Source organism: Lacicoccus kunmingensis DSM 17847 (assembly GCF_059568765.1).
Map to the genome: position 1 here is coordinate 1 of NZ_JCANUC010000020.1, position 12,621 is coordinate 12,621.

A 12,621-nucleotide genomic window follows, 5' to 3' on the forward strand; every position below is an offset into this window, starting at 1 on the left:
AAATTAGTAGTAAATTGAGTGGTTTTGACCTTGATAAAGTGTGATAAGTCCAGTTTTTATGCGGATAACTAGATTTTTATGCTATTTTTTTTAGAATAAAAATAATCATAAAGAGAGATTATACATTGTTGGGGGATGTTCTGATGAAACCGGTCATAGAAACGCGCGGTATTTCAAAGCGTTACAAAAATTTTCAGGCGGTTAATGATGTGTCTATAAGTATTGATAAAGGGGAAATTTACGGCTTTATCGGTTTGAATGGGTCGGGAAAAACGACTACAATCCGGATGCTGCTCGGTATGATCAAGCCAAGTGCCGGGGTGTGCCATATTAAAGGTGAGAAAGTGTCACCTTCGAATCATCAGATTTGGAGAAGTGTCGGTCATATTGTTGAAACGCCGCATGCTTATCCGGAGCTGACCGTGAGAGAGAATCTGGAAATTTTCAGGCGTCTGAAACTGGTTGAAGCGGCTGAAGCGGTGGATAAAGTGATGAACCAGCTGAATCTGGCCCGTTATGCGGATAAGAAGGCGGGGAATCTATCCCTCGGGAATGCGCAGAGACTTGGCATCGCAAAAGCACTGATTCATTCTCCGGACATTATGATTTTGGATGAGCCGATGAATGGTTTGGACCCTTCCGGCATTGTCGAAGTGAGGGAGTTGCTTCAGGATCTGGCATTCAACAAAGGGGTGACGATTTTGCTGTCGAGCCATCAGCTGAGTGAAGTCGCGATGATTGCGACAAAAATCGGCATCATCCACGAAGGCAGTTTAATTGAAGAGATTTCGACGAATAAACTGAATGTCCTTCTTGATCAGCAGCTGATTGTGGGTACCCGTGATAACCAATCCGCTCAGACGTCCTTGGAGAATGCGGGTTATATTTCAAAAATAAACCACCATGGTCTGATTGAAATCAGTGATGAGCGGGCGATTCAGAAGCCTGATGACATATCACGGCTGCTTGTGAATAACGGTTATCCACCGATAAAGCTGGTGATTCAGGAGCGGAACCTGGAATCGTATTTCCTGAAATCGATTGAGAAGGGCGGTGACAGATGATGAAACATCTACTCGCTGCATTGTCTGTCGAAACTTTGAAAGTGCGCAAATCGAAAGTGATCTGGATCATCGCAGCGGCATTCACCATCGCACCGTTAATGGCGGGATTGTTCATGATTATATTGAAAAACCCGGAACTCGCAGAAAGTTCCGGACTCGTTGGTGCGCAGGCGGAGTTTGCTGGTGAAGCGGACTGGCCGTCCTACCTTGGATTGTTTGCCCAGATGATCGGTGTCGGCGGTATTTTCGTATTCGGTTTTGTTATCAGCTGGATATTTGGAAGGGAATACGCAGATCATACGGTGAAAGACCTGCTGACACTGCCTTATTCAAGAGCAGTAATTGTCATCGCTAAATTTATGGCTTCATTTATTGTGAGCTTTTTATTGAGTGTATACATTTTGCTGATTGGGTTTATCATCGGCTGGATGATCGGGCTGCCGGAATGGTCGTTGGATGTAGTGATGCACAGTCTATTCATCATACTCATCGTCACTGTTTTAACGATACTTTTAAGCACACCCGTCGCTTTTTTTGCCAGTTTTTCAAGAGGTTACTTGGCGCCGCTCGGATTTCTTGTGGTTGCATTGATATTTTCTCAAATTATCGCAGCCATCGGCTACGGTGAATATTTCCCGTGGTCCGTGCCGGCACTTTACAGCGGAATGACTGGGGAAAACATCATCAACTTAAGCGGTGTCATCATGATAATAATTACGAGTCTGCTGGGTGTTTTCAGTACGCTATTCTGGTGGCTGTATGCAGATCAGCATTAATAAATAGAGCCTTCAATCTGTTGAATGGATTGAAGGCTCAATATTTTATGAAATGACTATTCGATATAAAGCAGCAGTTTATTATCTTCCAGCGACTTCCGATGTATATTTTTCTCATCATCCGTCAGATCAAGCGCGTCCATCAGTTTTTCTTCACGGCTGGTCGTCGAGAAAAGCGAGAACAATTTAGCCAGCGGTCCGAGGTCGGTTGCTTTGTTACCGATATTTTTGAATTCTGAGACGGTCTTGTGCAGACTGGCATTCGCAATCACCGTCATCCGTGCCTCTTCCAACCCTTCAGCTTTTTTCTCCACAATACTGTCGATCAGCGCCGCTTCGGTTTCAAATGCTTCAATCCTGCCCATAGTTGCCTCCTGCGAAAAATCTTATTAAGTTAATGATAACAGAGGACTTCTTTCAACATTTGTTAATAAACTCCAAATCTGTAAAGTTCGGATTTTGGTCATAAATGGTGCAGGTCTCGAAAATAAATAAAGACCCGGACTCACGAAATTTCGTAAGCCCGGGCTGTATAAGTTCGCAGTTTACGAATCAGATATCGAAAAACGTAAGCGCCTGTTGAAACCGTAGAAAGCTTACGAAATCAGCACCGACTCTAAATCGACAGTATCTCCCGGATATCATCTTCCGACATGGAGGACAGCTTGGCTTCGCCCGGCTGGATGATGGAGTCGATCATTTCTTTTTTCTGCTTCTGCATCTCGTTGATTTTCTCTTCGATCGTGCCCTGGGCAATCATGCGGATGACTTGCACGACATTCTTCTGGCCCATTCGGTGGGCACGGCCGATGGCCTGTTCCTCGATCGCCGGGTTCCACCACAGGTCATACAGAACAACGGTGTCTGCACCCGTAAGATTCAGCCCTGTGCCGCCGGCTTTCAGTGAGATCAGGAAAATATCTTCGGCACCAGCGTTGAATGCCTCAACGAGGCGCACCCGTTCGGCGCCCGGTGTCTGGCCGTCGAGATAGTAGCTGCTCCGGCCGGATGCTTCCAGTTTCTCACGGATGATTCGGAGCATGCTCGGGAACTGGGAGAATATCAGCATGCGCTGGCCGTTCTCGCAGGCATTTTCAATGATTTCAAACAGTGCCTCGAGTTTCCCGGAATCTCCGGAATAGTCATCGATGAATAGCGATGGATGGCAGCACAGCTGTCTGAGCCGTGTCAGTCCCGCCAATATTTTCAGCCGGCCTTTATTCAGCCCCTCGGTCGCAAGCGACTCTGCCGCCTCACTCTGAATCTTATTCAAATAGCCGAGATACAGTTTTTTCTGCACCTGATTCATCTCGGAATAATGCACCGTCTCGATTCTGTCCGGCAGCTCTTTCAGCACATCTTCCTTCAATCTTCTTAAAATAAAGGGCTTGACCAACCTTGCGATGGTCTCCGGTTCCTGGTTGCGGAACGTTTTCTGGTCGAATAGAAACCCGGGCATGACGGCCTGGAACACTGCCCATAGCTCATCCATCGAGTTTTCAACCGGTGTGCCCGATAACGCAAACCGTTTTGGCGCCGTAATCATTCTGACGGACTGGGCAATTTTTGTACGGTAGTTTTTGATCGCCTGTGCCTCGTCGAGGATCATGGTGTGGAACATCTGTCCCATGTACCATTTGATGTCCTGTCTGAGTGTGTGATACGACGTAATGTAGACGTCAGGCGTTTCTTCAGACTCAAGTACTGTGCGGCGCTCTTTCTTGTTGCCAGCGGCGACTGCGACACTCAAGCCCGGGGCGAACTTATGAAATTCATTTTTCCAGTTATAGACGAGGGAAGCGGGCGCGACAATAAGAAATGGCGCGTCTCTGCCTTTGTCTTCGATTTCGGACAGTATATAAGTGATGCACTGGACGGTCTTGCCGAGACCCATATCATCAGCGAGAATCCCGCCAAGACCGTATTGAGACAACGACTTCATCCATTTGAAGCCGGTCTCCTGATATTCACGCAAGTCCGCTTCGAGTTCCGCCGGGAGCCCGATTTCCCTTTCTTCGGGCTGCCTGATTGCATCGATAAAATCTCTGAAGTTTTGGCTGAAGTCGATCACTTGGAAATCAAGGTCCTTCATCTGTTCATCGACGAGCATTCCGTGGTAGAGCGGCAGCGTCATCATGCCGTTGTCCGTTCCTGCTGCCTTGTCTTCAAGCTGATGATGCATATCCGCCATTTCGCCGAGTGATTCGTCTTCAAGTGAAACGAATGCGCCGCTCGGCAGTCGGATGTATCGTTTCTTCTCGACGACCGCCTGCAGGACGTTTGAGATTTCATCCTGGTTGATGCCTTCCAGATTGAAACTCACTTCAAGGAAGTTGCCGCTCTCCGGTGCGTTGACGGATACTTCGCCTTTCGGCGGTTCCGGCAGTATCATCGATTTCACCGACGAAGCCAGATAGATCTCCGCATGATCTTCGAGCACCGGCAGTGTGTCGTGCAGAAATTCGAACAGGCCGTCTTCGGTATCCGCATACAGCCGGTCACCCGCCACTTTCAAGTCGGAGTGTTCAAGAACGGACATGACCGCCTGTTCACGCTCGTCATCCCGGATGAGTATTTTATCCGCCGGCTCACGGTTTTTATTTGAGTCATCAAATGGATTGATGACGATGTCATCATAATGATACTCGAGACGGGCTTCCACGCCGAAGTCATTGCCGTCGACGTAGAGCCTCGCCGTGAGTTCGGGGTTGACGACGCTGTCGGACACTTTTTCGGACAGGGTGACTTCACCAATCCGCCTCACTTGCGGCAGCGTACCGGAGATGAATGTCCCGACCTGGTCGGCGGAAACCGGTATATCCGGATTCCTGCCTTCCTTCATATATTCGATAAAAGGCTCGAGCGTCCTGCTCTGGGTTTCGGATAATTTATAGAGTATGCCGTCTTCCGCGTACCATCCATACCGGTTGAAGTGGCTGCCCGCCGGACTGCCTGTGACTTTCAGGCGGAATTCATCGTGACTCCCTTTCTCCAGAGCAAAGGAAAATGGCAGGTGGCCGGTGACCAGCTCCAATCGATCGTAAACCAAGTATTGCTGCTCATACTTGCAGTTCAAATGCTGCAGTTTGAAAAGGAGGTCATCTGCTGCATATGCCGGAATCAATAATTCTTTTCCTTTCCTCCGCGTCGCCCAATAATCGGCACTTTCGTCATAGAAGGATTCAGTCTTCTTGATTTCAATCAGCTTGTCCATCACTTCCCGGTCTTCTTCGGAAAAATAGTGATGATCCGGGTCGTAAGTGAAATTTTTCCCGAAACGTATTTCTTTCTTCCAGGCAACTGCATCCAGAAACTCCCGGATGTCTTTTACGACATACAGTCGGTTTTCGCCGATCCTCAGCTGGATGTCGAACACTTCTTTCCGCCTGAAGTAGGCGCCGGCAACGTACGTTCTCAGCAGAAATTCAGTTTTGAGCAGACCTTTTCCGGTGGACGATGCATTCTGGGATTTCTGCAGATTATCGCCAAAGAAGTTGATCAACTCTTCAGCCTGCTGGTATCTTGCATTTCTTGTCGATTTATTTTCAGTTTTAGAACTTTTATTTTTAAGAGGCATATCGATATCCCTCTGATAAGTGTACTCCTGCTGCTGCGCATTTTGAATCGCAAAAAGCGTCGCGGCAAGATGCTTGCACTGCAGGTAGGTCGCATAAGCCGGACAATTACAATCTTCTTCTGAGATATGATTGTCACCCAGAGTGATGCGTGTACGATAGGTTCGGCTGCCCACGACATTTGCATGCCATTTATCCGATATATTATCATAGTGCAAATTTTTCACATTACCATTGAGATAGTATCTTTTACCTCTTTTATAAAAGGCATCCGAATAAAACTGTCGGATCAACTGATCAGTCACTTGCATCATCAACACTCCGTCTTTGAATATTTTCTAAAGCTGAAACAACATCCAGGTACCTCTTTTTCCTGTCGGGTAATTGCAGCTGGAATTCATCACTGCCGTCAAAGGCTTCCAAATACTCTTCCGGTTCGACACGAATGCTGCCTTCCATTTTCGAAGCACATGCATCCCACATGTTGAAGCTGTCCTTGAATTGCTCAGCGATAATAAAGACCGCCAGGTCCGGCAGAAATTGATATATATTGAAATCCGGTTCCGGGGCGAGTATGTATTTACTTCTTTTATATTCGAATAAAAGAATAAAACCGATATCATGTTGTAATACTAACGGATTTTTCACTTTCCTACTATAATAATGTTCACTGTGCTTTTCAGTGGGTGGATTGAAGTCGATCTTATCCAATCCCTCTTTTTTGCATTCTTTGCATAGACGCTGCTTGCGTCCCTTGCCGCTGAATTTTTCATTGGGGCGGTTTTCCCCGCATCCGTAACAGAAATGGCCTCTACCCATATGGTTCAACTCCTACTCTTCCATATAAATCATAAAGGTTACTCGCTGATAGTTCAATATTATATGCTGGTACAGTGGACTTCAATGGAATATTGATAAGGGCGTCCATTTAGAGTGTAATTATTGTTATTTTAAGTATGGGTGGTATTATGCAACTGACAAGAATTAATTCCATAGTCACCACCGACTTCCTGGTAAAAGTGCGCCAGAAAGTATAGGCGACTTAATGATTATACTATTATGAACATATAAAGTGACTGAAATATTTTTATATTTCAGAATTTGGATTATAATGGTTATAGGATTAAAATGAAAGATGGGTACTATGACAAAGACTCAGGCGTTCATCCAAAAAGGAATGATTCCCGGTCTACAATCTCCTGAATAGAAAATGCGGGTGTCCAAATGCTGGAACGAATCGCAGATGCGGTGAATAAGGAATTAAAAATTCCTTTTGTATAAATGAAATGAACATTTAACTTAACGGTATTGGAGTGTCTTCTATGAAATGTACAATAGTCGGTATGTGGGGCGGTTTCCCGAAGAAGAATGAACCGACGTCCGGATATCTCGTCGAAAAGGACGGATTTGCGATTTTACTGGATGCAGGGAGCGGTGTCGCGGCCCACGTCCAGAACTATATCGAGCTGAATAAACTGCATCATCTCTTTTTGTCCCATTACCATTATGATCATTCCGTCGATCTCGGTGCGTTCCTGTTCGGGCGGATGATCAGTACCTACATCGATCAGGCAGATAAGCATCTGAATGTATACGGACCGAGGGATAAGGACATCATGAGGCAGGTGGAGAATACGAAGTTCAACAAATTTCATCCATATGATAAAAACAGTGCGATCAAAGCAGGACCGTTCACCGTGACATTCCACAAAAACACCCACCCGGTTGAAACGTACGCCATGAAAATTACGGATGATGAAGGGCAGATGCTGGTATACACTGCGGATACGAGCTATAGAAAGAATCTGGTTAAATTCGCAGAGAATGCCGATGTACTGATTACCGAATGCAGCCACTATGAAGGTGAAGATGCTGAAAGACTCGGGCATATGAATGCTGAAGAAGTTGCCTTGCTGGCAGGAAAGTCAGGAGCGAAAAAAGTGGTACTGTCGCATCTGCCGCACTACGGTAACGTTGAAGAGCTGCTTCAGACAGTCAAGTCGGCAGGGATTGAGAATGTGGTGCTGGCAGAGACGGGGATGGAGATATAGGTGTAAAGTTATAGATTTACAATGTGAATATTATAAACTTAAAAAATCAAAGTAGGAGTGAAGTTTAATTAAAAGAAACTTAAAATATTCGGGGATTATTTTAGTTGTGTCTATTCTAATCATTGTTATATTTCCTTTAGGGATTAGTTATTTAATATCCACTGGTGATTGGCTCTCTTGGTTTGAAGGAAGTTCATCGGTATGGATAGGTTTTTGGGGGAGTTATTTAGGTGGTATTATCGGTACTGTTGGTGTAATTTATGTGGCTTATTTACAAAGTAAACAACAGCGAGAGTTGAATCAGTATCAGAGTGAAGAGCAAAGAGAATTGAATGAAAAAATGATGGTTGAGCAAAGAGAACTAAGTGAAAATCGAATGGTTAATGCTGCGAGGAGACTAGAAAGAGCAGAGACATATAATAGAGAGAGGGTGAGGATAGAAACACAAGTTAGATTACTTGAAAATTACATAGTGACCTTAAAAAAATTGCAAGATGATTTGTATATTATAAGGATGGGGTTAGTAGAACTGATAGGTTTTGACAGTATTAGAAATATTTATAAAGAAGGGACAATTGGAGAAACAGTTCAACACTCCGAAAGTCTACAAAAATCTCAAAGTGAAGCTGAAGAAAACTATCTAGAAATAAAAAAACGTTTTAATGAGTACAAAGGAAGTTATTTTACTATAAAGTTTGAAGATGTTTTTTATAGGAATATATTGTTGAAACATAAAGATATAGGTTTAGAAAGAACTGAATATTCTTTTCATACAAAATTAGATGGCATAATAAATATGATAAACTCAAAATTAAGAGAACTAGATATAAATTTATTAATTGAGACATATGCTGATGAAGAAACAAGATTTTATGGGGTGGAGGAAGCATGGCGATGGGTACGTAATGAGAAAGCTAATGCATATAATGGTTTAGTACAATTAATGGATGAGTTAAAATAATAATTTTAAATATTATTAAGGAATTTTAAAATTATTAAAAAAGAGGACATAACTCACCTATGTCCTCTGTAGATATTATATAGTAAATCATTTTCCCTCATCCTCATTCTTTCTCTCGATTACATTAATATCTTCATGTTTGACAACTTCCGAGATATGCTTGTTATCAGTAACGACCTTTTTCCGGACGATGATTTCTTCTGTAACCACCTGTTCTCTGATGACTTTGACCCGCTCTTTTGTGATTGGAATGCGGATGACACCTTCTTCATCATCTGAATCATCATGGCTGTATGTCTCAAACAAAGGCTCATCTTCAAGCTTGCGTCTTTCCACGGTGACATGTTCATGGTCGACCGGCACATCAAACTCCTGAACTTCAGACTCTGTAAATTTGTTGACGATGACTTCGCCGACCTGTTTCTTTTCTTTATTCACCGACAGTTCTTCTTTTCTCAGTTCAAAGCTCTCTTCATCGGGATTATGCATCCTTCTCTGCTCAGGTGCTCCCGTCAAATCACTTTTCACAGTATGACCGAGATTCGTGCGCCGGCGTGGATGTGCCTGATCCTTGTAGCTGTATTCGTCATCAGGATGTGTAAATCTATAGAAAGAACGCTCGTCATAATCGATATAAAGCAGCACCAGCCCTTCATACAGCTGTGTCTTATATTCCTCTTTTTCGAGAGTCGTCAGCTCGAGCGTACTCATGACTTCTTCTTCTCTGTCCTCACCCTGGAACCATGCAACGATGCCGTCCCATGGATCTCTGTCCGTTCTTTTTTGTTTTATACCGGCAAACCTCTCCTGAGTATCCGGCAAACCGTAACCGGAAATCACCGTCATGCGAGATTCCTCCAGCCCGTCGGACTTCAGTTGTTCTATTCGTTCCATCAGCACTTTTTCAGTCGAAAATGACTCAATCCTGCCCATATTTTCAGCCTCCATCTCTATTTACATATATCAATGTATGTATTCCCCGTCTAATTGTATATAAACCGTGATGACTAACGAAACATTTACTTCTTCAATTTGCATCCCTGAATTTGAAACTTGAAAAGTAAAGCGTTTTCAATTATATTGTATAATGTATACACATATAATGATGAACTCACTTATCATTAAAATAATTTTATTTTAAAGGAGGAATATCAATGTCGAGACCTGAAATAGAGTTTACGGATTACAAGGAATTTGAAACGAAGCAAATACCTGGTTCAACTGAGGGGAGAACTCAAAGAATCATTTCCAAGGATGAAGAAACTGGCGATTTTGTCAGAGTGACAGAATTTGCCCCAGGAGTAGATTCATCAGAAGAAGGCATACAGGCACATGATTACTGGGAAGAGATTTATATAATAGAAGGATCAGTTATAGATTTAACATTAAATAAAGAATTTACTGCTGGCATGGTTTCTTCAAGACCGCCTGGTATGAAGCATGGACCATGGAAATCGCCAAATGGCTGTAAAATGTTTGAAGTCGTTTATCATAAATAAAATTATTCTGAAGATATAACTCTGTGATGGTCAGGGTTATATCTTTTTTATTTAATCTTTAAACAGATTTTTCTAAAAAGTTCCTGAATTATTTTCTTGAAAGCCTTTACATTCTAAAGTTTATAAAATATAATGTATACAAAATACATTAGGGGTGAGGAATTGGAATTATACGCAATTGGTTACGCAGGCAGGAATAAGGATAAGACATGGGAACATATTGAAGAACTTAAGAAGATAGGTGTCCCGGAGCCTAAAAGCGTCCCGGAACTGTATCATTTAAATCCGGAATTATTAAATTACAGCGATACGGTCCATATCATTGGTGATGAAACTAGCGGTGAAGTAGAAATTGTATTGATAGCAGATAAAGATGGAAACATCGAGGTCACTGTAGGAAGCGATCACACAGATAGAGGACTTGAAACAATTTCAATTCAGAAGTCGAAGCAGATTTGTCCTAAACCTATAGCAGAAGAGAGAATTAAGTTTGAGGAGATTGAAGATGAGTGGGATGACTTAGAGTTATTCAGCTCTGTGAATAAGGACGGGGAATGGAAAGTATATCAATCAGGTAAAGTTTCCGCGATTGTGCCTTTGGATGAAATCATAGAATTTTTAAGAAAGCATGATGTTGAACTGAAAGATGTAACTGTATTTTGTGGTACTGTACCATTACTTGATGGTTTCGTCTTTGGAGACACATTCAGATGTGGTCTTAGAAGTAATAAGTTGGATAAAACCATCGAAATTGAATACAAAATAAATAAACTTAAGGAGTAAATAATGAGAGTAGTTATTTTGCAATATGATGTTTATTACGGTGACGTTGAAAAGAACTTGAGTAAAGTTAAATCTTTATTTGAGGAAGCGAACTTGGCAGAAGATGATATTGTAGTGCTCCCTGAAATGTGGACATCAGGTTATGACCTTGAGAATATTGAAAAACATGCAGCAAAAGAGTTAGAACCGATTAAGTCTGAAATCACAGAGCTCGCTAAGAAATATGCTGTAAATGTCATCGCAGGATCTATTCCAAACATTGTCGAGAAAGATAATGTATATAATACTGCTTTTTACATCAACAAATCAGGTGAGTTAGTCTACGATTATTCGAAAATGCATTTAGTACCTATGCTTAATGAACCAGCATTTTTAACTGGTGGTAAAAATAGCGTAGAAACTTTTGATTTACAAGGTGAGAAAGCCGGTATGGTCATCTGTTACGATTTGCGTTTCCCTGAATTGTTTAGAGATCTTGCTCTGCAAGAAGCTAAAGTTATTTTTGTTGTTGCTGAATGGCCGCTAGCAAGAAAGGAACACTGGTTGACGTTATTAAGAGCAAGGGCGATAGAAAACCAATGCTATATCGTAGGATCTAATAACGTTGGTACTCAGGATAATGGTACGACATTTGCAGGAAACAGTGTAATTTACAACCCATTCGGCGAGGCATTAGCACAAGGTTCAACTGAATCAGAAGAAATTCTAAAGGCGGAAATCGATTTAGATTATATTAAAGAAGTGAGAAGAGATATACCGATTTTTAACAGCAGACGGAAAGATATGTATAAGTTTTTATAATTATAAAAAATGGGGGATAAATTCATGAAAAAGCTTTATGGTTTAATTTTAGTTTTAGTTTTGGCATTAGCAGCTTGTGGCGGTGGAGATACTGATGGAGGAGAAAGTGCTGACTCAGGCGATGGCTCTGACAACGGTACAGAACCAAGAACAATTAAATTAGCTCATACAGGTTCTGAGACGCATCAGTATCATATTGCAGCAGAAGAATTTAAAGAAATACTAGAAGCAAACGAAGATGTTGACATGACAGTTGAAATTCACCCAAACGCTTCACTTGGTTCAGAAGGTGATGCAATTGAGCAAGTCATTTCAGGTTCATTAGAAATGACTACTGTCGCAGCCGATAGTAACCTTGCAAACACTATCCCTGAAATGAACGTATTTGGGATTCCTTATATTTTCGAAGATAAGGAACACGCATATAATGCATTGGATGGTGAACCAGGTGAAGAGCTTCTGGCGCTTGCAGAAGACAGTGGTATGAAAGGTCTGGGTTACTGGGAAGTTGGATTAAGACATTTAACAAATGATACTACAGAAGTTAATGTTCCTGAAGATGTAGATGGTATGAGCATCCGTGTTCAGCCTGCTGAAGTTTGGGAAACGCATATGCGTGCACTTGGTGCCAGCCCGACCCCTGTAGATTTTAACGAATTATATTCAGCACTTGACCAAGGTGTAATCGACGGACAGGAAAACCCATTACCGACAATTGACTCTATGAGATTTTATGAAGTACAGAGTTATGTATCACTGACAGGTCACACTTATAACCCTGCAGTGACATTGATGAATCTATCATTTTATGAAGAATTATCCGATGTAGAACAAGAAGCGGTAGACAGTGCAGTTACAGAGGCTAAAGACTATCAAAGAGAATTCCTCAATGAAAAAGAAGATGAAATCGTAACTATGTTAGAAGAAGAAGGTGTCACTGTCACAGAACCGGACAGAGAAGCATTCAGAGAAGCAACTTCAGAAGTAAGGTATGAGGTTGAGGATGAAGTACCAGCTGAAGTGGTAGATAGTTTTATCGATTCTAACTAATTAGGTTGTGAGAAAATGATAAATAAAATCGATGGGATACTTTCAAAAGTTTTGGAAACTA

Annotated in this window: 12 protein-coding genes; 8 read left to right on the forward strand and 4 right to left on the reverse strand. The window is 42.3% G+C overall.

Going from position 1 to position 12,621, the window contains the following annotated elements; translation table 11 throughout:
• The first annotated feature begins 143 nt into the window (after positions 1-143).
• Positions 144-1,064, forward strand: a complete 921-nt coding sequence (locus BO48_RS14140; protein ID WP_496368376.1) for an ABC transporter ATP-binding protein — start codon at positions 144-146, stop codon at positions 1,062-1,064.
• Positions 1,061-1,840, forward strand: coding sequence for an ABC transporter permease (locus BO48_RS14145; RefSeq protein ID WP_496368378.1), 780 nt, complete (start codon positions 1,061-1,063; stop codon positions 1,838-1,840). Before BO48_RS14140 ends, BO48_RS14145 begins: the two co-directional genes overlap by 4 nt.
• Positions 1,841-1,896: 56 nt before the next feature.
• Here BO48_RS14145 and BO48_RS14150 read toward each other — a convergent pair whose 3' ends face one another.
• From BO48_RS14150 to BO48_RS14160, 3 genes are all read right to left on the reverse strand, one after another.
• Positions 1,897-2,205, reverse strand: a complete 309-nt coding sequence (locus BO48_RS14150) for a hypothetical protein (protein WP_496368380.1) — start codon at positions 2,203-2,205, stop codon at positions 1,897-1,899.
• A 251-nt stretch (positions 2,206-2,456) separates the two neighbouring features.
• A complete protein-coding gene (locus BO48_RS14155; protein ID WP_496368382.1) occupies positions 2,457-5,726 on the reverse strand; it encodes a DEAD/DEAH box helicase in 3,270 nt (1,089 codons plus the stop codon).
• Positions 5,713-6,234, reverse strand: a complete 522-nt coding sequence (locus BO48_RS14160) for a hypothetical protein (RefSeq protein ID WP_496368384.1) — start codon at positions 6,232-6,234, stop codon at positions 5,713-5,715. The genes BO48_RS14155 and BO48_RS14160 overlap by 14 nt, the downstream gene beginning before the upstream one ends.
• A 503-nt stretch (positions 6,235-6,737) precedes the next feature.
• On the opposite strand from BO48_RS14160, the gene BO48_RS14165 reads away from it, so the two are divergent.
• Complete coding sequence (locus tag BO48_RS14165) at positions 6,738-7,466, forward strand: MBL fold metallo-hydrolase (RefSeq protein WP_496368386.1); 729 nt, start codon at positions 6,738-6,740, stop codon at positions 7,464-7,466.
• A 106-nt stretch (positions 7,467-7,572) separates the two neighbouring features.
• Positions 7,573-8,427: a hypothetical protein gene (locus BO48_RS14170; RefSeq protein ID WP_496368388.1), complete on the forward strand. Its 855-nt coding sequence runs from the start codon at positions 7,573-7,575 to the stop codon at positions 8,425-8,427.
• An 87-nt stretch (positions 8,428-8,514) separates the two neighbouring features.
• Here BO48_RS14170 and BO48_RS14175 read toward each other — a convergent pair whose 3' ends face one another.
• Complete coding sequence (locus BO48_RS14175; RefSeq protein WP_496368390.1) at positions 8,515-9,360, reverse strand: YsnF/AvaK domain-containing protein; 846 nt, start codon at positions 9,358-9,360, stop codon at positions 8,515-8,517.
• 221 nt (positions 9,361-9,581) lie between these two features.
• On the opposite strand from BO48_RS14175, the gene BO48_RS14180 reads away from it, so the two are divergent.
• The 4 genes from BO48_RS14180 (at position 9,582) to BO48_RS14195 (ending at position 12,560) form a co-directional block, all read left to right on the forward strand.
• Positions 9,582-9,926, forward strand: coding sequence for a cupin domain-containing protein (locus tag BO48_RS14180; RefSeq protein ID WP_496368392.1), 345 nt, complete (start codon positions 9,582-9,584; stop codon positions 9,924-9,926).
• A 162-nt stretch (positions 9,927-10,088) separates the two neighbouring features.
• Positions 10,089-10,709 (forward strand): DUF2848 family protein, encoded by a 621-nt coding sequence (locus tag BO48_RS14185; protein ID WP_496368394.1) that lies wholly within the window; start codon positions 10,089-10,091, stop codon positions 10,707-10,709.
• Between the two features lie 3 nt (positions 10,710-10,712).
• Positions 10,713-11,510, forward strand: coding sequence for a carbon-nitrogen family hydrolase (locus BO48_RS14190; RefSeq protein ID WP_496368396.1), 798 nt, complete (start codon positions 10,713-10,715; stop codon positions 11,508-11,510).
• Positions 11,511-11,534: 24 nt separating this feature from the next.
• On the forward strand, positions 11,535-12,560 hold the full coding sequence (locus BO48_RS14195; RefSeq protein ID WP_496368398.1) for a DctP family TRAP transporter solute-binding subunit: 1,026 nt from the start codon (positions 11,535-11,537) through the stop codon (positions 12,558-12,560).
• Positions 12,561-12,621 lie beyond the last annotated feature (61 nt).

What these genes read in the sequence shown, in the direction of transcription:
- BO48_RS14140 (WP_496368376.1), top strand. Translation starts at nt 144, where the DNA reads ATGAAACCGGTCATAGAAACGCGCGGTATTTCAAAGCGTTACAAAAAT.
- BO48_RS14145 (WP_496368378.1), top strand. Translation starts at nt 1,061, where the DNA reads ATGATGAAACATCTACTCGCTGCATTGTCTGTCGAAACTTTGAAAGTG.
- BO48_RS14150 (WP_496368380.1), bottom strand. Translation starts at nt 2,205, where the DNA reads ATGGGCAGGATTGAAGCATTTGAAACCGAAGCGGCGCTGATCGACAGT.
- BO48_RS14155 (WP_496368382.1), bottom strand. Translation starts at nt 5,726, where the DNA reads ATGCAAGTGACTGATCAGTTGATCCGACAGTTTTATTCGGATGCCTTT.
- BO48_RS14160 (WP_496368384.1), bottom strand. Translation starts at nt 6,234, where the DNA reads ATGGGTAGAGGCCATTTCTGTTACGGATGCGGGGAAAACCGCCCCAAT.
- BO48_RS14165 (WP_496368386.1), top strand. Translation starts at nt 6,738, where the DNA reads ATGAAATGTACAATAGTCGGTATGTGGGGCGGTTTCCCGAAGAAGAAT.
- BO48_RS14175 (WP_496368390.1), bottom strand. Translation starts at nt 9,360, where the DNA reads ATGGGCAGGATTGAGTCATTTTCGACTGAAAAAGTGCTGATGGAACGA.
- BO48_RS14180 (WP_496368392.1), top strand. Translation starts at nt 9,582, where the DNA reads ATGTCGAGACCTGAAATAGAGTTTACGGATTACAAGGAATTTGAAACG.
- BO48_RS14190 (WP_496368396.1), top strand. Translation starts at nt 10,713, where the DNA reads ATGAGAGTAGTTATTTTGCAATATGATGTTTATTACGGTGACGTTGAA.
- BO48_RS14195 (WP_496368398.1), top strand. Translation starts at nt 11,535, where the DNA reads ATGAAAAAGCTTTATGGTTTAATTTTAGTTTTAGTTTTGGCATTAGCA.